Source organism: Paenibacillus polymyxa M1 (assembly GCF_000237325.1).
GTDB classification, from domain to species: Bacteria; Bacillota; Bacilli; order Paenibacillales; family Paenibacillaceae; genus Paenibacillus; species Paenibacillus polymyxa_C.
Genome location: NC_017542.1, coordinates 4,633,760 through 4,654,325, shown reverse-complemented (window position 1 = coordinate 4,654,325; position 20,566 = coordinate 4,633,760). Strand labels below are relative to the sequence as shown.

General features: G+C 44.5%; 16 protein-coding genes and 1 pseudogene. 9 read left to right on the top strand and 8 right to left on the bottom strand.

Translation table 11 applies throughout. The features are described from left to right. Positions 1-165: 165 nt before the first annotated feature. Entirely contained in the window at positions 166-1,368 is a 1,203-nt protein-coding gene (locus PPM_RS20940) for a glycosyltransferase family 4 protein (protein ID WP_016324682.1), read from the bottom strand. A gap of 362 nt (positions 1,369-1,730) precedes the next feature. Between PPM_RS20940 and PPM_RS20935 the strand changes: the two genes are divergently transcribed. Further along, complete coding sequence (locus tag PPM_RS20935) at positions 1,731-2,660, top strand: NAD-dependent epimerase/dehydratase family protein (RefSeq protein ID WP_013372816.1); 930 nt, start codon at positions 1,731-1,733, stop codon at positions 2,658-2,660. 70 nt (positions 2,661-2,730) lie between these two features. Here PPM_RS20935 and PPM_RS20930 read toward each other — a convergent pair whose 3' ends face one another. The 5 genes from PPM_RS20930 to PPM_RS20910 form a co-directional block, all read right to left on the bottom strand. Next, positions 2,731-3,057 carry a PTS sugar transporter subunit IIB gene (locus tag PPM_RS20930; RefSeq protein WP_013372815.1) on the bottom strand — a complete coding sequence of 109 codons (327 nt, stop codon included), beginning with the start codon at positions 3,055-3,057 and terminating at the stop codon, positions 2,731-2,733. 30 nt (positions 3,058-3,087) lie between these two features. Next, positions 3,088-4,524: a glycoside hydrolase family 1 protein gene (locus tag PPM_RS20925; protein ID WP_013372814.1), complete on the bottom strand. Its 1,437-nt coding sequence runs from the start codon at positions 4,522-4,524 to the stop codon at positions 3,088-3,090. 72 nt (positions 4,525-4,596) lie between these two features. Continuing rightward, on the bottom strand, positions 4,597-5,892 hold the full coding sequence (locus PPM_RS20920; RefSeq protein WP_013372813.1) for a PTS sugar transporter subunit IIC: 1,296 nt from the start codon (positions 5,890-5,892) through the stop codon (positions 4,597-4,599). 16 nt (positions 5,893-5,908) lie between these two features. Continuing rightward, positions 5,909-6,277: a PTS lactose/cellobiose transporter subunit IIA gene (locus PPM_RS20915; RefSeq protein WP_013372812.1), complete on the bottom strand. Its 369-nt coding sequence runs from the start codon at positions 6,275-6,277 to the stop codon at positions 5,909-5,911. 199 nt (positions 6,278-6,476) lie between these two features. After that, on the bottom strand, positions 6,477-8,402 hold the full coding sequence (locus PPM_RS20910) for a BglG family transcription antiterminator (protein WP_013372811.1): 1,926 nt from the start codon (positions 8,400-8,402) through the stop codon (positions 6,477-6,479). A 158-nt stretch (positions 8,403-8,560) separates the two neighbouring features. Between PPM_RS20910 and PPM_RS20905 the strand changes: the two genes are divergently transcribed. Together PPM_RS20905 and PPM_RS20900 are read left to right on the top strand one after the other, a co-directional pair. After that, on the top strand, positions 8,561-8,959 hold the full coding sequence (locus PPM_RS20905; protein WP_013372810.1) for an Rrf2 family transcriptional regulator: 399 nt from the start codon (positions 8,561-8,563) through the stop codon (positions 8,957-8,959). A 110-nt stretch (positions 8,960-9,069) separates the two neighbouring features. Then, the gene (locus PPM_RS20900) at positions 9,070-9,978 is read left to right on the top strand and encodes an NAD(P)/FAD-dependent oxidoreductase (RefSeq protein ID WP_013372809.1); all 909 of its coding nucleotides are present in this window, start codon (positions 9,070-9,072) and stop codon (positions 9,976-9,978) included. Positions 9,979-10,052: 74 nt separating this feature from the next. On the opposite strand, the gene PPM_RS20895 is transcribed toward PPM_RS20900, so the two are convergent. Further along, the gene (locus tag PPM_RS20895) at positions 10,053-11,084 is read right to left on the bottom strand and encodes a LacI family DNA-binding transcriptional regulator (RefSeq protein WP_016324680.1); all 1,032 of its coding nucleotides are present in this window, start codon (positions 11,082-11,084) and stop codon (positions 10,053-10,055) included. A gap of 215 nt (positions 11,085-11,299) precedes the next feature. Here PPM_RS20895 and PPM_RS20890 point away from each other — a divergent pair, with 215 nt between their 5' ends. Both PPM_RS20890 and PPM_RS20885 read left to right on the top strand, forming a co-directional pair. Beyond that, the gene (locus tag PPM_RS20890) at positions 11,300-12,580 is read left to right on the top strand and encodes a DUF4038 domain-containing protein (protein WP_013372807.1); all 1,281 of its coding nucleotides are present in this window, start codon (positions 11,300-11,302) and stop codon (positions 12,578-12,580) included. 75 nt (positions 12,581-12,655) lie between these two features. Continuing rightward, positions 12,656-14,508, top strand: a pseudogene (locus tag PPM_RS20885) (beta-glucoside-specific PTS transporter subunit IIABC). A 123-nt stretch (positions 14,509-14,631) separates the two neighbouring features. On the opposite strand, the gene PPM_RS20880 reads toward PPM_RS20885, so the two are convergent. Next, complete coding sequence (locus PPM_RS20880; protein WP_013372803.1) at positions 14,632-15,726, bottom strand: glycosyltransferase family 4 protein; 1,095 nt, start codon at positions 15,724-15,726, stop codon at positions 14,632-14,634. Positions 15,727-16,381: 655 nt separating this feature from the next. Here PPM_RS20880 and PPM_RS20870 point away from each other — a divergent pair. Genes PPM_RS20870 through PPM_RS20855 form a run of 4 tightly spaced genes read left to right on the top strand, consistent with a single transcriptional unit; the run spans position 16,382 to position 20,545 of the window. Beyond that, on the top strand, positions 16,382-17,494 hold the full coding sequence (locus tag PPM_RS20870) for an ABC transporter ATP-binding protein (RefSeq protein ID WP_016324674.1): 1,113 nt from the start codon (positions 16,382-16,384) through the stop codon (positions 17,492-17,494). Next, complete coding sequence (locus tag PPM_RS20865) at positions 17,491-18,213, top strand: ABC transporter permease (RefSeq protein WP_013372800.1); 723 nt, start codon at positions 17,491-17,493, stop codon at positions 18,211-18,213. The genes PPM_RS20870 and PPM_RS20865 overlap by 4 nt, the downstream gene beginning before the upstream one ends. Before the next feature lie 5 nt (positions 18,214-18,218). Beyond that, positions 18,219-19,610, top strand: a complete 1,392-nt coding sequence (locus tag PPM_RS20860; protein WP_013372799.1) for a GldG family protein — start codon at positions 18,219-18,221, stop codon at positions 19,608-19,610. Further along, complete coding sequence (locus PPM_RS20855; RefSeq protein WP_013372798.1) at positions 19,607-20,545, top strand: DUF4340 domain-containing protein; 939 nt, start codon at positions 19,607-19,609, stop codon at positions 20,543-20,545. The genes PPM_RS20860 and PPM_RS20855 overlap by 4 nt, the downstream gene beginning before the upstream one ends. The last annotated feature ends 21 nt before the right edge of the window (positions 20,546-20,566 follow it).

Genomic DNA, 20,566 nt, shown 5'->3' with positions numbered 1-20,566 from the left:
GCCCGTGGTACTTCATTTTGGGGAGTTTATTTAAAGGAAAAAGAGGCAATTTACATCTCATTAATGTAACTGCCCCTTTTTTAGATTAGAGTGCTCAGATGTACGTTATGATCTAATTGGTGAAAATCCTAAAAGAGAACGTTCGGAATACCTGGATTGAACTTTTTATTGCTGGTTCAAACCATAAACGGCAGCGTCAATTTCCTGAAGCAAGTTATTAAACCGGTTTTGGAATATATCTATGCCGAAAGATTCTATGGATGCCTTGCGATTTTTAGTTCCTATTTCCAACATGCGCTCTTTATTTTGAAGGAGGTCAACAACTATTTGCCAAAGTCCGCCCACATCACCTTTAGGCACTAAAAACTTCTCATTCCCCGTATTTTTGAGTAGCTCACCAAGTCCTGCTGAGTCATAAGCAACTACTGGTTTGCCGAATATCATCCCCTCAAGAGCAGTCATTCCAAATCCTTCATCAATCATGCTAGGTACGACTACGATATCAAGCGCAGGGTATAATTGTTCAATGTGGCTTTCGAACGAATGAAATATAATGCGAGATGGATCTAATGTTGAATACGCCAATGCTTTGCATTTATTGAAGTATTCTGTTATTTCTGGACTTCCGGCAATAAGAAATTTTACTTGAGGAAAGTGTGACATTAGCATACCGGCCATATAGATAAATTGATCAATTCCTTTATGGACGGAGATCATTCCGCTTATGAGCCCTATTAGCGTTTCGTGGTCGCCGATATTATGGGCTCCCCTCAGACAACGACGATTTTCCTCCCACCTTTCAGGGTGCAATTCAGCATCATTCCAAGAAGGATATATAAGCCTATTTTTATTATTAACTATTGAACTCTTAAAAGGTGCAAGTACTGCTTCCGATATACCGATAATCCAATCTGCATAATGATTTACCATCCGTACTGCATCAATCTGATGCACACCTGGATACAAGATTTCGTCTATTATCCAAACAACGGGAATGCCTGCTTTTTTTGCCGCAGCCGCAGGCAATGCATTAACCGATGTATTAACCATCACCCAATCCGGCCTGTGAACGTGCAGAAGTGTTAATAGGGATTGGTAGTAATTAGAAGATTCTTGTTTTGCAAATTCCTGATGCATAGCTGGCGATGATTCATACAAAGACCATAGCAGTGGAGAATCTTGAATGGCTATACGTATCCCCTTAGTTTCTGCTTCTATTGACAGCATGCCGCAACAGGGAACAACCAGCACAACCTCATATTGCTCGCTAAGGGTTTTAGCTAAAAAAAGTAGCCATTTCTCGGCACCCGACATTCGAGCCGGATGGCAAATATGTGAGAATAACATAACCTTAGACTTTACGCTCACGGGCTACATACCCTATGCACTTCTCGGGTATGATTGTCACCTCCTTTGGATAGGTAATTTACTATATGAGCAATGTCGATCTGTCGACACGACCATCCACCCATGTATTATTCATTGCAAGGTAGTCATATATAACAGTTTGAATTTTTATGTGAGCACTCATGCGTGTGAAATGATCGTTTTTGGTGCCTGTGTGTGCTTGCGCCTGCGCCAAGCTATGGAGCAACGCATAAAATAATGTGAAGAGGGGAGCACATATGGGCCTGTCATGCTGTCATAACAACGTGAGGGATGCATCTGTCTCCGTAGTTGCTGGTAAGGCCCAAGCGCCGACCCGTTCAGGTTTGAAAGGAGGGGCACTAGTGAAGGCTTTGGTCACCGGGGGAGCAGGGTTTATTGGTTCCCAGCTGGTACGTGCGCTTGCTGACTCGGGCATCAGAGTACATGTGCTGGATAATCTGACGACCGGGAATGCTGCAAATGTAGATCCGCGCGCGGTCATGCATATTGCAGATATTCGCAGCTCTGAAGCCAGGACGCTGCTGATTCGGGAAAGCCCGGACATTGTGTTTCATTTGGCTGCACAGGCTGATGTGCAGCATTCCATTCATCATCCTGATGAGGATGCGGATGTGAATGTGCTGGGGACGATTCATTTGTTGCAGGCTTGTCGTGAAGCGGGTGTATCGAAAATCATATTTGCCTCCACATCCGGCGTATACGGAGAGCTGCAAAAGCAATGTATTCAGGAAGACGATCCCGTGGAGCCTATTTCAGGCTACGGGCTGTCCAAGCTGACCGCAGAATCGTATATTCGGCTTTTTTATCGCTTGTATGGCTTAAACTACACGATTTTGCGTTACGGAAATGTGTATGGCCCCGGCCAGGCCGCGAAGGGAGAGGGCGGTGTAGTCGCTATTTTTATGGACCGGCTGAAAAAAGGCAGCCCCTTGCTCATTCACGGCGACGGGACGCAAACCCGTGACTTTGTGTACGTCAAGGATGTAGTCCGAGCCAATATGGCGGCTATACATGCAGCGGATCAACGCACAGTGCATGTAAGTACGGGACGAACGACGTCCATCAATCGGCTGGCCTATGATTTACTAAAGCTGCACGGTTCGTCTGTGCGGCCTGTGTATTCACCGGCGCGGACGGGAGACATTCACCATAGCTGTCTGAGCAACGCAGTCGCCAGACATTGGCTTCATTGGGAACCGCTATACGGAATCTCTGCCGGTCTAAAGGAAACGTACGTGAGCAGTATGGGCACAGACAAAGAAGGCATCTAGGGCTAACGAGCGCGAGGATCAAAAAAAGAGACTGAGGGAACTCTCAGCCTCTTTTCAGTTTGAACAGAAATTATAGGTTCTCGCCAGCCAGCTTGAAGGCTTGATCGAGGACAGCCGCACCGTTTCCTCTACCGTAAGCCAACGTGTCAATAACATCTACAGGGATGCCATAGGGAGCTGCAATTTCAGTTACTGGCTTTTTACGCATTCGCACCTGAGGTCCGAGTAAAATAGCAATCACTGGCTCTGTCATGCCTTCCAGCTCTTCCTTAATAGTGCTTTCGGGGATCGCTTCGATGTTCAATTCTATGGATCTTGCTGCGGCTTCTTTTTTCATCTTGGAAACCAGAATGGATGTCGACATCCCCGCAGAGCATGCTAGAATGATTTTTTTCATATCAAGAGCGCCTCCAGAAATTTATTTTAACTACTTATACTCTTCATCCAGATTAGCAACAAACAAGCGTTCCTTGATAACAGCTTGATACCAGTAGCCGGATTTCTTCAAATGCCGACTTCGATCATTTTCCAGGTTAATTTCCACCAGTCCATAGCGATTTTTAAAAGCATTCATAGGAGAAACATTGTCTGTGAAGGCCCACAGCATATAACCTGTACAGTTGGAGCCTGCTGCTACGGCTTGTAACGTGTAGTATAAATGCTCAGTTATAAAGTCAATGCGATAGTCGTCCTGAATGATGTGTTCCTCATTTTTAAAAACAGCTTCATTTTCAATCCCCATGCCATTTTCCGCAACAAACCACTCGATATTGTTATATTCGTTCTTGATACGCATTCCCATATCGTAAACGATTTTAGGATAAATTTCCCAGCCCCGTGACTTGTTCATTCTTTTACCCGGAAGGTCGAAATGCTCGTAGTAGTAAGAGGGGTGAAAAGGAATGTTTTCGTTCCACGCTTTACTCTGCGCTTTGACCCGGTGGGGATAATAGAGATTGATTCCAACGATGTCAACGGTATTTTCCTTAATCAAGGCCAGTTCCTCCGCCGTAGCTTCAAAGGCAATATCATGCTTGCTCATGAGCTCGAACAATTCTTGCGGGTATTCGCCTTTAATAAGCGGGTCCAGAAATACTCGATTGTAAAATAGATCATACACATGTGCTGCATACTGGTCATGAGGGGCACTGGATCGGGCATAGGTCACTTCGGGATTCAGAATAACCCCTATTTTAGCCCCGTTCTCACTATAATTTTTGGCTTTGAAAAGCTGTACACACTTCGCGGTAGCCAGCGTTTTGTTATAGTTCCATTGCATCCACTTCCGCGTATTTTGTTCATAGGGATAGCGAAGCGCATCCAGATAGACGCGAGTCTGTACAACAATGGGCTCATTAAACGTAAACCAGTGCTTGACCCGATCCCCGTACCGTTCAAACACCTTTTCCGCATATTTCACAAACAGCTCTACCACATGCTTGGAAGACCAGCCCTCATATTTGTCGAGCAAATAAGCAGGTAATTCATAGTGTTCCAGACAAATCATCGGCTCGACTCCGCTTGCAATCAACTCGTCAATGACCCTGCCCATATAATCCGCATAGGTTTCATCCACCACAATATTCTCATAATCCGTTAAGAAGCGGGACCAGTTAATAGAAGTGCGATAATGAGTTAGCCCAATCTGCTTCATCAGGGCAATATCCTCGGCATAACGATTATAAAAATCGGTTGCACCTGCGGGTCCATATCCATTGTGCCAGACATAGCGGTCATTTTTGTACCATAAGTCCAGATACGAGTCTTGACCTTCCTGTTTACCGCTCCAACCCTCTGTCTGCCAGGCGGAAGCCGCTGCTCCCATAATAAAATTCGGCGGAATTTGTATTGTGTGTTTAGCCATGACATGCTTCTCCTTTTCATTCTATAGATTCCCCAAGGCGATCCTCTACGGGTGTATCTCTACAGTAGCGCATTATTCAGTCGTTCGCTTGTTGGCAATTTTGACGAACGGAAAATAAATGATAATGGCTACCATAATACAAATAATCTGCGTTACAACGGCGCCAATGCTTCCACCTGTAGACAGGTAGGCATTAATAATAGGCGGTGTAGTCCACGGAACCATAACGACAGCTTTACCTGCGAATCCAAGCAACGTCGAGAAGTAACCAATTGTTCCTGTGATGAGTGGAGTTATAATGAAAGGAATCGCCATCAATGGATTCAGCATAATTGGAAGTCCGAAAATGACAGGCTCATTAATATTAAACAGACCTGGCCCAAGTGAAAGCTTGGTAATTTCCTTCATATCCTCACGCTTGGAAGCGATCATAATACTGATCAAAAGGGCCAGCGTAACTCCTGAACCTCCAATACTCATGTATACATCCCAGAAAGGCATCGTAATAATGTTCGGAATGGGGAGCCCTTGATCATATGCAGTCATGTTGACCGTAATCGCTCCAAGCAGCAGAGGTTCACGGATGGGCTTTACCATTTGGTTTCCGTGAATACCGATCACCCAGAAGGTTTGCGCAACCAGCATGAGTACCAGTATACCTGGCAGCCCTTGGACTATGGTCTCCAGAGGTTGTTGCACCACATTATAGACAGCATCGTACAGGTAGAGCCCCGTAAATTTATGAAAAAAGAATCCAAGCATCGAGAAAACAGTTACCGTAATAATGGAAGGGATGAGTGCGGAGAAAGAAACGGCTACATTGCTAGGAACACTTTCAGGCATTTTAATCTTTAGCTTATCGGACTTGCCCAGTTTGTTGTATAGCTCAACGGATAGGATACTTATGAAAATACCCAAAAACAAGCTTTTGGTGTCTGTGAATTGACGGGCGATGACGTCCGTTACTTTTTGCATTTCTCCGTTAACCATCAGCTCGATTGTGGTTGGTGTCACAGAGATAAAACAGATGAGGGCAAGTAAACCAGGAAAAAGATTTTTCTCTCCATTAATTTTTCCTAGCTCCAGACCAATCATAAAAATAGCTAGAATGGTGAGGATATTCAAGCTGGCATAGTTAATGCTTGAGAAAATCGGTTTGTACTCTGCCAGGAATGAGAATGACTTAAAATGGGCTAGACCATTGACTGGGTCCATGACCACATTGGAGATCAGTACAGCAAAGGCACCCACAATAATAACAGGCATTAAGGTGATAAAAGCCGATTTGATTGCTATTATATATTTAAAATTGTTAATTGCATTTGCCACCGAGGTGAGACCATCGATCAGTTTGTCTTTGAAAGCCATGGCTAGCGCCCTCCCTCTACGATTTTAATCCGAGCTGATCAATGCGTTCATACAGGTCTATAAATTCTGAGGCCATATCGTGAATGGTGATGGCATTCATCAAATGATCTTGGGCATGCACCATCATGACGGACATCTCTGTTTTTTCACCGGCTGCTTCCTTACGAATGATTCTGGTTTGAATTTTGTGGGAAGACACTAGTTCTTTTTTAGCTGAGGCCAGTTCTTCTTTGGATTCCCGAAATTTGCCCGCCTTTGCAAGCTCAATCGCTTCCATCGCCGAGCTGCGCGCATTCCCAGCGTATAATATAATTTGGAATACGATCTCTGTATCATCCATGTCCTCCATGTTCACAGCGTGTTCTACTGATTCATCATTATTCATATGTTCTTGACTCCTTTCATTCATTTGCTCGTATCGCCATTATAATTTGGAATCGCTTTCAACATAACGCATATTATTTCCTCTTCTTAACGGAAATCAATTGTTCTTTCTAGCTGTTATCTCTATCACTAAACATAAAAAGATAGAAATCCCTGTCATATAGGCTTCAGATTTCTCCTTTGTTACACCCAGTTAATCTTCAACTATTTTTATGCAGTACCTCTACGAATTCCGTGTACGTTTTGCAGCGAATAAGCTGCTGGACTAGCTTTTCATGATTTAAAATGTTAAGCAAAATATGATACATACTTTGTAAATCTTCTGATTTGGTGCGCTGTATGCAGAGCATGCAAATAAACTGTACGGGCTTGCCATCCCAGTCGATAGCTTTTTGTAATGTACAAATGGCCCAAAACGTCGAATCAGCAAAAGGTTCCAGCGGATGCGGAATCGCGACAAAGTTGCCAAATGAAGTGGGGGAAACAGCTTCACGCTCTATCACAGATTGCAACAATGGACCTTTTACAAGACCTGCTTCTTGTATTTTTTCGGCCATGAATTCAAGTGCTTGCCGTTTGTTATCAAACTTCTGCTGAAGAAAGACCAATTTTTTTCGTACATATTGTACAGCAGGAAGTTTTGACTCTGAGATGGTTTGTTCAATTTTGGTAATATCCGAACTGCCCAAAAATGTATTCACATGGATCATGGGGATAGAAAGCGGTTCTGATATGGGGATCGTACTAATAATAAAGTCCAGGCCATCCAACGGCGTTTGCTTCAACTTATAAAATTCAGTGGTTCCTACGATCTCCAGCCTGGAACCGAAAACAGATTGAAGCTTGTAGTACAGCAGCTTTGCGCTGCCGAGTCCGGAAGCACATACGATCATACATCTTTTGGGTGTGCCCTCCATTTTCTTTCTCTCCATTGCGACTCCGATATGAATGGCTAAATACCCAATTTCATTGTCCTCGATGTGTATATGAAGTCGCTGTTTGATAACTTCCGCAGCAATGATGCCTGCTTCAAAAGCAAGCGGGTAGTGGGCTTTGATTTCATCCAGCATGGGGTTGCGCAAATTCATTCCGTATTGATAACGATTCAGGACTGGTTTGAGATGAAGGCAAAATGCAATCAGCAATTCTTGATCGTTTTGAATGTTCATGTTCAACTGCTGATCGATTCGGTCTAATATTTCGATCGTCAGTTCGTAAATATTTTTATCAATAATTTTTTTAATCTCTACTTCATCCATATGGACCCTGACAACGGTCCTTACACCCAGCAAGTGCACAGCAATGTACGCAATTTCAACAAGTGGAAAGGAGTGTTTCATGTTCTGTTCCAGAGCAGATACGATCTCAGTCGCGACCCTAAACTCTTTTTGCGCTTCGATTTTTTTCATCTCTTGAGGATAATACGATACATACCTCTCTTCACGAATACGCTTACATGCTATAGCGATATGAATGACCAGATTGTTCAGGGCAATGTCTGACAACTGAATATCATGATACTCAATCCGCTCCAGAATCACTTCTCTTATGAATTCCAGCTCTTCGTTAGAGATCAAAGAAGGGTGGGGCATCTGTTGCCCGCCTATTTCATCTGTCCTGTTAAATATATAGTCGGAAATGCAATAACGCAGCTTGGCCTCATTCCCCTTAATTCGAATACCATGATACGGTCTGTTCTCCAGCGATAGTCCATAAGTTGACAGTAATTTCCGCACTTCTTTGAGGTCATTCTGTAAAGTAGATCGGCTAACATACAGCATCTCAGCTAAATCATCAAGTTTGACGTATGCATGAGTAAGCAGCAGTTTTTTTATTAAAAAACGATGTCTGGCTTCAGAAGAACTCGCTAATAGATGGGGCACATTGTTTTCATAGTCCTTTAATTGCTTTAGCAGATGATGAAATGCTTGTTCGTCCTGAATCTCTAGCCTGTAGCCTGTTCCTTTAAGGGGTTTGACAGCCGCTCCATGCCGTGACAACAGTGCATTCAATTCCTTTACATCTGTTCGTATGGTTCGAGAAGATACCTTCAATGCATTCGCCAAATGTTCACCCTTGATCATCTGTTCAGCAACCAATATACGTAGAATATCAAAAATACGCAAAACGAACCCCCTTTCTGAGCTGTTCTGATGAACAGTATACAATGCTTAGAGCGTAACCAAAAGAAGAACTAACCACAGCACAAATCACCTATGATCTTGACACCCCAGTATATTCAAAGATATTATAGATACAATAAGTCTGTGATTGAGGTGTAGTTATGAAATTTACCAAAGCAACCAATTATGCTCTGCATACCATGCTTATGCTTGTTACGGATTCGTCGGTGAAGCCTATAGGTGTTCAGCAATTGGCCGAAGCGCAACAAGTCTCACCTACGTATCTTTCAAAAATTTTGACGAGGCTTGTGAAGGCGGGGATGATCGAATCGGTCTCTGGAGCCAATGGAGGCTATCGCTTATCCCGCAATAAAGACGATATTACCTTTTTGGATATCATTCATGCGATTGAAGGGACGAATTCTTTGTTTGAATGTGATTTTGTCCATGGATCAGAATGTCTGATTCAAGCTGTAATGAGGGAAGCGGAGGAGAAAATGGAGAGCCATCTTAAAAATACAAAATTGGTCGATTTGGCGCAAAAGCAAGCGCAAATATAAAGGTAACGGCTAGATATAGAAAGAGGGTGGTTGTCAGTGATATGAAGTGTTTTTTTGTTTTTATTATAGATATAAAGAGTCTTTAATATCCTTGAAAAGGAGCTGAATGTATGTTGTACGATTGCGCTATTATTGGCGGAGGGCCCGCCGGATTGAATGCAGCCCTTGTGCTTGGCAGGGCAAGGAGAAGTGTGGCTTTGATCGATAATAACCGACCCAGAAATGCGGTTACGCATGCGTCGCACGGTTTCATTACGAGAGACGGCGTAACGCCGGCCGAGTTCCGCCGTGTAGCTTATGAGGAAGTACTACGTTATCCGTCTGTCCATCATCTGCCAACCGAGGTTATTTCGGTTACGAAAAAAGAATCCATATTCGAGGTGTTTGATTCTTCAGGCCTTCGTATTCAAGCGCGAAAATTGATACTGGCGACGGGCGTAAAGGAGGTATTCCCTGAGATCGAAGGTTTTTATACGTTTTACGGGAAAAGTTTGTTTAATTGCCCTTATTGCGATGGCTGGGAGCTACGGGATCAACCGCTTGTCCTCGTCTCTGAGTCGCCAGCTATATATCATACAGCCAAACTGCTCCTGAACTGGAGTAAGGATTTGCTTGTCTGCACGAACGGTCAGGCATTCTTGTCGGACGAGCAAAAAGAACGACTTCAATCTAAAGGAGTCGTGGTCATGGAGCAGCCTGTTGCAGCGTTCATCGGTCACCACGGGCAGCTGGAGTATGCGTCCTTTACGGACGGCACTCAAGTCCCGAGAGTCGGCGGCTTTGTGACCCCCCGATTTGTACAAAGTACACCGTTTGGAGGAGATTTGGGCTGTGAAAGGACAGAGTCGGGCGGGATCCAAACGGATGGAGCGGGGAGAACCTCCATACCTGGTGTATATGCTGCCGGGGATTCTTCGTACTTCATGCCTTCTCAGTTGATTTTTGCTGCGGCCGACGGCAGTCGAACTGCTGCGAGCGTAAATTTGGATTTGACAGAGGAAGATTTCAACGAGTGTTGAGCATTTGAAATGTTCGATGTGAATCGGATGCTGGAAAAGGCCGCCATATAGGCGGCCTTTTTCTATTCACTTGATTATAATTCTGCGTCTATACAAGACCTTCTTTCAATAACCTCTGTATTCACGAGAACCTGAGTATGATGCTCCTGATTGTGATTAAGTCTTTCCATCAGCAAATTTACAGCCGTTCGGGCCAAAATATCCTTTTTCACATGAATGGTTGTGAGTTCCGGGCTAATGACCTTGGCTTCATGAATATTATCAAACCCCATGACAGAAATTTGTTCAGGCACTCGAATGTTCATTTCCTGAAACGTTTTAATAGCACTGATTGCCATGTAATCATTCTCACAAAATAGGGCTGAAGGCAGCTCATTCAGTTCATGAATAGCTGTTTTAAATGATTCCTGTGACATTACAAGCATCGGATGCATATCGAATGTAAGCCCGTGATCTATGGCAAGATTGTGCTCCTCTAAAGCAGCCATGAACCCCTCTTTTCGTTTTGTAAAGTTAAGAATTCTGGTACTGGATTGTACGTATCCTATATTTCTGTGACCGGACTGGATTAAATATTGGCCTGCCTGGTACCCTCCAAGATAGTTATTAATAGATACAAAGCTGGCATCAACGTGTTCAAAGCAAGTATCTAAAACTACGATATTGGAATGAATAGATTGTAAGGAATGAATAATCTCGGCAGTTAGATTGGTGCCCAGCAGAAGTATACCTGAAGAAGGCTGGTCCTTTTCCAGAGCAGACAACTCTGCCTCCAGGCTATGGCTATCAAATGATGAAAAAATCAAAGTATTGCCATGTTCTCTCACTTGATTGGTAATATGATGGATCAATTCATTGAAAAATGGAAGTGATTCGTATTGCTCGGTCACGATGCCTGTATTTTTGCATGCAACAAAACGAATGACATGGTGACTCTTCGTAAATTCCTTATTTGACTTCATGGTACGTGGTCTATATCCATGCTCGTGGGCAATTCTTAAAATATGCTCTTTGGTTTCTTCGCTAACACCGGGTTTGTTATTAAATGCTAAAGAGACGGCTGATTTTGAAACACCGGCAAGCTTTGCAATATCATCTATTTTCAACATGGAACCTCCCATTGGACTAAACTATATAAATTATATCATGATTATATAATAAAGTTTAGTTTATAAATTAAACTAAACAAATGCCGCATAAAATGAGTTGACCTTTTCAGATACATAATGTTAATATTCAATTGTGAACGCTTTATTTAGTTTATTTTATTCAATATCGTATGAAATTATACATTAGTTTAGTTTTGTTTATGAGTGAGAGGGTGATTTGTTTGAGTTTAAGTATTGCTAAAAATCAAAGAAGTTTTGTGGAAAAGGACAAGCCTTTCTTTTACTTGGCAGATACCGTCTGGAGCGTATTTACCAACGCCACGATTGAAGAGTGGAGCGATTACCTGGACTATCGAAAGATGCAGGGATTCAACGTTTTGCAAATCAACATGCTCCGGCAATGGGATGCCAGCGAATCAGACCTGAATCTACAACCGTTTGCATTATTGGAAAATGGAGATTTCGACTATCACACATTAAACGCGGCCTATTTTGACCGGGCAGAAGTCATGATCCAGATGGCTGTAGAGCGCGGCTTTATTCCAGCCTTGGTACTTCTGTGGTGTAATTATGTACCGGATACATGGGCTGAAATGTTCCAGAAGGGCAATAAAATGCCGCTGGATTGCGTTGAAAGCTATGTAACTTATGTTGTAAACCGTTATTCCCGCTTCGAGCCTGTTTATTTGATCAGCGGGGATACTGATTTTCCTACAGAACGTGCTAATGCATACTATTTGAAGGCGCTGGAAACGGTACAGCAATTAAGCCCGGCAAGCCTAACTGCACTGCATATCCAAGGAAGATTGAGGGGAATTCCTGAAGCTTTTGAGCAACACAAGGGTCTTGGATTTTATATGTATCAATCAGGACATAATTCTCAGTTTCAGCATGTCGCCCACGAGATTGCCCAGCATTTTTACCACAAGCCAGAGATCCGTCCCGTCATCAATGGAGAACCTTGCTATGAACAGATCAGTTACAGCCGCAATGTGTATGGTAGATACACCGCACTGGATGCCAGAAAAGCAGCATGGCAAAGTCTACTCGCAGGCGGGGGAGCGGGAATTACCTATGGAGCGCATGGCATTTGGAGCTGGCATAAAAAAGGCAAGAAGTTCGGAATTGTAGAAGGAGAGGGCTTTGATAGTCCCTATGATTGGAGAACGGCACTGCGTTTTGAGGGCGCATGGGATTATTCCTTTATTAAATATTTATTTGAAATGTACAATCTGATCGGCATAAAGCCGCTGGATATTGTTTTAAACAAGACAGAGGAGATCAGAGCTGCGGGGAACGAGAATACCATCGTCTTGTATATCCCGGTTAACACGAAGGTGCGGCTAAGTATGAATTTACAGGACTACAAGTTTATAACCATTGATTTAGCGGAGAGACGATTTGCCCAAACGGAGGTAGATGCCCAGGCTGATCAATCTGTCATTGATATGCATGGTTTTGAAAGTGATGTTGTGATCATCGGAACGAAATAAAACAGGAGAAGAATAGGAGTAAGGCAACAGGTGGAGTAGAAAAGTAGATAACGCATCCAAGTAGGAGTGATCATGATGGATTACCAAAAGACAGCCAAAGAAGTGCTTAGATCGGTGGGGGGAAACGAAAATGTGAACAGTGTCATTCACTGTGTCACTCGTTTGAGATTCAAACTGAAGGATAATCAATTGCCAGATAAAGAAAAAATCAAACAGATTGACGGTGTTATTACCGTCGTGGAAAGTGGCGGCCAATTCTAGGTGGTGATCGGGAATGAGGTTCCCAAAGTATACGAGGCTCTTTTGGATACGATGGGAGTAAAGCCTGAAGACCAGGCTGCTGAAGACGATCAAAAGAATGAAAAAGCGAGCCTGTTCAGTCGATTTGTCGATGTAATCTCAGGTGTGTTTATGCCCGTTGTTGGCGTGCTCGCCGCTGTCGGGATTTTAAAAGGACTGTTGGCCTTATGCACATCTCTGGGCTGGATGACTGATCAGATGGGTACGTATAAAATTTTATATGCAACAGCAGACGCTATGTTTTATTTCTTTCCGGTTATTCTAGGGTTTTCAGCAGGTAAAAAATTCGGAGGAAACCCGTATCTGTCTGCTGTTTTAGGGGCCGCCTTGGTGTACCCAACCATGACTTCCGCCTTTACGGATAAAACGGCACTGTCCTTTTTGACAATACCTGTCGTTCTGATTAATTATACTTCTTCTGTTATACCTATCATTATTGGGGCGTTCTTGGCAGCTAAGGTTGAAAAATTTATAAGTAAGTATGCACCTGCTTCCATTAAAATGTTCATTGTGCCTTTTCTGACCTTGGTCATTATATCACCGATTGTTTTTCTGGTTGTCGGGCCGATAGCAACTATAATCAGCGATGGGTTAGCCAAAGGCTCCATGTGGATTTACCAGTTAAGTCCGGCTATAGCTGGTCTCATTCTGGCCGGGTTCTGGCAGGGCATTATTATCTTCGGCTTGCATTGGGCGTTCATTCCGATTCTCCTGAATAATGTAGTTACGAACGGGTTTGATCCGATTAACGGTATGCTGTTCTGTACTACGTTTGCGCAAACAGGTGCGGCTTTTGCCATTGCTTTGAAATCACGGGACCCCAAATTAAAACCCATTGCCACTTCTGCCACAATCGCGGGTTTGATGGGGGTTACGGAACCAGCTATTTACGGAGTTACGCTACCTACCAAAAAACCGTTTATTTTAGCCTCGATCGCTGGGGGTATAGGAGGAGCTGTAGCGGGCTTACTCGGCTCAACAGCATATGGATTTGCTTCAGGCGGGATTTTTGGTATACCTTTATTCATTAATCCAAAGGGGATAGATACAGGCTTCATAGGCTTTATCATATCTTTGGTTGTAGCTTTTGTAGTCGGATTTATACTGACCTATCTTTTCGGCTATAAAAATGCAAAACATTCGCCTGATATTAAAATGGCAATGAAAGCAAAGAGGAAGAAAAAACGGTATTCAGTCCTTTAAACGGTGAATTGATTCGTTTGACCGCAATGAAAGATGAGGCTTTCTCCAGTGGTTCGATGGGTCAGGGAGCCGCGATTATCCCCCTAGAAGGAGTAGCTTACGCACCTTTTAACGGAACTGTTGTTACCGTTTTCAAAACAAAACATGCGATTGGACTGATCTCTGAGGATGGAGTTGAACTGCTCATTCACATTGGAATTAATACGGTCAGCTTGAAAGGAAAACATTTCACTTCTTTTGTGTCTGAAGGAGATACGATTCAAAAAGGGGACAAGCTGGTTGAATTTGATCCAAAAGCTATAGTGGATGAAGGATATGATCTCACCACCTCTGTTATTGTAACCAATACTGCGGTGTACACAGATATCTTAGCTGAAGAATCTAAGGATATTCATGTAGGAGATCGCTTATTGAGGATCAGATAGAATCCCAATACAATAATAGAGAGATAACTCATCAAGCTGACGATAACCCTGTGTAAAAATAGGGTTGTCGTCAGCTTTTTTGAATATGGAAACAGATTTTGCAGCATGTACTACAATAACAGGTTACCATACCCCCAACGAGTTCATCATCTGTCGGAAGGAGCGCACATATTTATCCGGCGCCAACAGGTTAACGATCTGTGTACGCCCCTTCTGGCGGATAGATTCGCGATGAGGTACATTGTTCATCAGTTCCAGTCCTTGCAGTACCGCCTGTAAAGTGTCTCCCTGCTGATAAAATTTACCGGTTTCATTGTGATCAATGAATGCTCGTACCCCGTCTGAATCAGAGCTTAACACCGGACAACGACAGGCCATCGCCTCAGCTACCGCATAGCCGAATCCTTCCACCAGCGAAGTCGAGAGCAGATACCCGCCTGAGTCGCCAATCATGGAATAATACAAAGGCATTTTAGCATGAGGTACGCTTTTAAGACGCTCGATAATCGTAGACATACCAAGCTGAGCAAGCATGACCTCGAATTGTATTTTATCCTCTGGCTGAGACAAGGTGTCATCATAGAACATCCAAATCCGAAGATCGGCACGATTTTTTAGCATCCAGTAAGAGATGTCGACAAAATGCCTCCAATTTTTATTGGGCTCCAATCGCCCAACCCATGCAATGACCGGATTAGCCGGAGGAGTGTTAGGTACATAATTAAATACGTTAGTATCCAGAACATTTGGGAATACAAAACGATTAAGCCATGGACATATGCTGGAAAATAGCTGTACGAGGTGAGTTGTCTCCGGTAGAAGTACCGCATTGGCATGGTTATGAAGATACGGAACGGCATCTGCGACAATCCTTGCTGCTTCTTCGTGAGTGCCAAAGCCCTGTGATTCATAGATTAGTATCCCTTGGTAGCCCAACATTCGCAGTCTGGGGAGCATAGGATAGTCCGAAGAGACAATAATTGCATCGTACCGATGAGATTCCACCAGATTTCGAATTTCTTCTTCAGAGGAAGTCATGAACACCGGAATATCGCCGTGCAGGTTTTGCATCCCTGTACCCTGCCGATAATAGAGAAGATGACATTCAATCCCGTCCTGAATGAGCGCTCTACAGCGTTGACGGTTCAAGGTTTCCACGCCACCGCTCGGTATATAAAAAGTAAATAGAACTTTGATATCAAAAACCTCCTTTGCCAACCACAAGCTCTTATACCAAGTTATTCAACCTACAGGACGGGGTGTGGGTTTCTACGGAAGCCTGGCTCGAATCAGCGCATAATTATGGCTGAGGCGAGAATCTTCCGGGGAGCGCTCTGTTGCTTCTTTCGCAAACTCACATGCTTTGTGCATTAGACCCAACTCGTAGCAAGCGAGGGCTCCAAGACCATATAGTGCACTGCGTTTATCGGCCCAGCGCGCCTGCGGCATGGCAAGATGCTGTTGCAGCGTAGCGATGCACTCGTCCCAACGGGCATGATACAAGCGGAGCTGGTCTAATCGGATGCTGTGTTCTTCACCTTCCACAAAATATTCAATACCTTATGAACCGGGCGTACCCAACGGTAGACGTAATGATAGTAGATGTGGTGTTTTATGTTCATATTTTAGACACAATATTTTAAGCTTCTATTTAAGTGATGTTAAGCTGAAGCTATATGTGGGGGATTATCATTAGAATTTAAAAGTGTAGCATGAAGTGCGAGGAGACCGCTTCGCGAAGGCTTTGAGCTTCCGAACGCTGGCGCTTCTCCAGCTTCAAATCTCTCGCTTCGCTACTGACTGCTTCTCATGCAACATTTTGGGGGAGAGGAACAGCAGGGAGAAGATTACGAACAAAGAAAGGGTGAAACATGTGCTCAAAGTGCAGCAGGTGAGCAAGTGGTATGAGGGCAACCGGGGCGTACATAAGTTGGATTTTGAAATGCAGCGCGGTGAAATTGTTGGTTTCTTGGGGCCAAATGGTGCGGGTAAAACGACCACGATGCGCATGATTACAGGATATCTTCAGCCAAACGAGGGAGTAATTACGATTGATGGTATCCCGATTCAGGATAAAGGCAGACAGGCTCGTTCCAAAATCGGTTATCTGCCGGAGACGCCCCCTTTGTATGGGGATATGTCTGTAAGGTCCTACTTAAAGTTTGTAGCTAGTATTCGGGACGTGCCTGTGAGAGAGCAGAAGCTGCGTATTTCGGAGATGATTTCCCGGCTGGGCCTGAATGGACGTGAAAAACAATTGGTCCGTAGCTTGTCCAAAGGGTACAAACAGCGTCTGGGGCTGGCAGGTGCAATTATTCATAATCCGGATTTATTAGTGTTGGATGAACCGACCTCGGGTTTAGACCCCAATCAGATTTTAGAGATTCGTCAGCTCATTCAGGAGATTGGTGAAAATCATACAGTATTGCTCAGCACGCATATTTTGCCCGAGGTGGATGCTTTGTGCAATCGGGTGCTGATCATTCACGAAGGGAAACTGGTCATGGACGGGCGTCCTGACGCGCTCGGCGGTTCGATGGAAGACGGATTCAAGGTGAAACTGGAGGTCAAAGGCAAGCATGAGCAGGTAATGGATGTTATACGAGCTTGGGGAAAAGTACAAGTTGAATCTTTGGCGCCTACTCTGCCATCAGTGAATACGAAGCTGACTGCCACAGAGCAGGATTTGACCGAATTGTTGCTTACAGGAGCTTCCGATGAGGATTTTCGCGAAGAGCTGTTTTTTGTGCTGTCAGATGCGAAGCTTCCGATTTTGGAAATGAAAAAAGAAAACCTAAGCTTGGAAAATATCTTCCAGCAGTTAACGACTCGCGAGACGGAAGAAGGTCAGGGCGGCGATCCAGCGGTTCATGATCTACATACCTCTAAGAATGAAGCAACGGTCATCACGGCGGATCATGGAGAAGCCTCGGCCAGCGATAACAAGGTTGAAGAAGACAAGGATACAGGAGGTAATCGGTCATGAGGCGTTTGTTCGCAGTCTGTCAAAAGGAGCTGCAAGCCTATCTATGGACCCCAACGACGTATTTTGCGCTTGCGGTGTACATGCTGCTGACGGGGTTACTATTTTACACGAACTTTGTGATGTATCAGCCTAGTATTTTGGACTATCGGCTGGTACTCGGTGATACATTGTCCATGCTGGTGTTTGTTGTCCCATTACTCACGATGCGGCTGGTTGCAGAGGAATTCAGGCAGGGTACGGATGAACTGCTGCTTACCTCACCTGTGAGTGTAACGGAAATCATGATGGGTAAATTTTTGGCATCGTTAGGCATGTTGCTCATATTAGTATTGTGCAGCCTGGCGTATCCGGTCGTGATGTCCTTTTATGGGACGCTGGATTGGACGCTGGTATTTACATCCGTGATCGGCCTGTTTATGCTTGGCGCAGCCATGATGGCAATCGGCTTATTCGCATCAACGCTTTCACAGCATCAGATGATGTCAGCGGTCGTCAGTTTTATTCTTTTACTCGTTTTCTGGATGCTGGATTCGTTTGGTGGACAAACGGGCGCATCTGCGGCGCTGCAGCAGTGGCTGGAACCTTTTTCACTAACTGCACGGTTTGATAGTTTCACCAAAGGATTGCTGAATGGAGCCGATGTATTGTACTACGTGACGGTGGCGGCGCTCTTTTTGCTATTTAGCATCCAAGTGGTTGAACGGAAACGGTGGAGGTAATGAATATGAAAAAATGGCTGGGTCATACCAATAGTATGGTACTATCAATTGCTGCTGTAGGTATTTTTATTCTATTGACGTTATTTCTGCGCTCGCTAGGAGGCTTTCAACTGGATCTGACGGCAGGCAAGCAGTATACGCTGTCTGATCAGACGTTGACGACCATTCAGGGTGTAAAGGAAGACGTACGATTAATTGCCTTTACCGTATCCACTTCGCAGAATCAGAAGCTGAACCGGGATGTTACGGATATGCTGAATGAATATGCCAAGCGTAACAAGAAGCTCAAAGTCGAGCAATACGATTTGAATCAGGAACCGATACTGGCTAAGCAGTATAGTGTTACTGCAGCCTCCATTGTGCTGGTGCAGGGAGAGAAAAAGCGGGTTATAGATATTGGAAGCCTATTTACGCAAGCCCAGGGGAGTGGTGAAGGGGCATACCAATTTACAGGGGAAGAAAAGCTGACTAGTGGACTGCTGGCATTGTCATCTACCCGTCAAGGAAAAATGGTTTTTCTGACAGGGCATGAGGAAATTCCTTTGTCCCAAATGACCGAATTAAGCAGCTCATTGGCGCAAGATAATGTGAAAACAGAGGAAGTTCAGCTTAATCAAGCGGGTAGTGTGCCCAAAGATGCGTCTGTACTGGCTATTGTTGGACCAGAGCGGGATATTAGCGCGACGGAATTGAAAAGTATTCGTACGTATCTGAATGATGGTGGAAAGCTTTTTATGGCGCTAGGATTTCACCCGAACATGGGGGCCAACTGGAAAAATCTTGACGCATTAGCGGCTGATTATGGAGTGAAAGATACTCATGCTATCGTGGTGGATCAGGAACAGACGAATACGCTGGGCCCTCTATGGACGGTTCCTACCTTTGGCAGTCATGCGATTACTGATAAACTGGCGGCTTCTAATCTATATCCTGTTCTTTCGCTGTCTATTGCTTTGCAGGCAGGAGAGCAGAAGGATTGGAAGACGACACTATTGATGAAATCTTCTGCAGCAAGCTATGGCGAAACGAATATCCAGGGACTGCTGAACAATGAAACGCAGAAGGATGACAAGGACCCACAGGGGCCGCTTGATCTCGGTTACGCGGTAGAAGGGAAAGACGGCAAGCCCAAAGCGGTTATTCTCGGAACGTCAGCCCTTCTAAGCGACACGGAGATCAGCACAGGAGGGAATCGAGACTTTGTGCTGAATAGCTTGAATTATGTGCAGGAACACTCGGATGGACTCACTATTCGACCTCGTCAGGAGCAGGATTTTAAGGTAGCTTATTTAACTGCTGCACAAGCGAAAACGGTATTGGCCATATCTGTCGTCGGATTGCCGCTGCTGTTCGCGGTGATCGGAATCTTATTATGGTGGAGGCGAAAAAGTGCATGAGAAAATGGATACCCACAGTGCTGCTGCTAGTTGTATTGGGAGCGGGTATAATCTATGCCAAGAGCCAAAACTTCTTTCGTGAACAAGCCCCGGCGGCTCGCCAGCTCATTCAGCTTACGCAAGGAGATATTACGTCTTTTGCGATCACTGGAAAGGACGGCAAGTCAGTGGAACTTAATCAACGTGATGGCAAATGGAGCATGAGTAAGCCACGATCTTACCCGTTAAATCAATATACAATAGACAATTGGCTAGCTGCGATTCAAAATGTAAAGTTGGGTGATGTCGTGGAATCATCCCCCACAGACGTAGCCAAATATGGAATTAGCGCTACCAATGACCAGATTGAGATTAAGACCAAGAAGGGTGACGTTCGCACCTTTGCCTTCGGTGAAACGCTGCCTTCCGGAGATGCTGTCTATGTACTATCAGACCAAAAAGAGATAGCTTCCGTACCTATAGATACACTTTCGGGTTTGTTGCTGGGTGCTGATGATTTTACAGATACAACGCCGTTTGATTGGGATGATACCAAGCTGAGCGGAATAGAGTGGGAAGGCCAGAATGCCTCATGGATGCTCCGATCCTCCGGTAGCAGTGGAACTGGAGATAGTGCTTCCGCATCTTGGACGCTAAACGGCAAGTCAGTAGCCGGTGATACGGCAACTTCCCTTTCACAGCAAATCAAAAACCTGGCTAGCAGTCAGGCCTTGCGCAAAGCCTCCGAGCTGAACAAGCCTGTTCACCGCTTTACGCTGAGCATATCGCTGGGCAAGGAAGATTCCCAGCTGGTCTATCAGGGCTGGACACTTAACGATGATCCAGATACCGTGTGGGTTGTACCGCCACAAAGCAACTGGGCTTATGGCCTGTCCGCTTCTGATGTGAACCGTGCTGAACAGAGTGGTCATGACCAGGCTAAGGCTAGCCAATAATCATTACATTTATAATAAGCT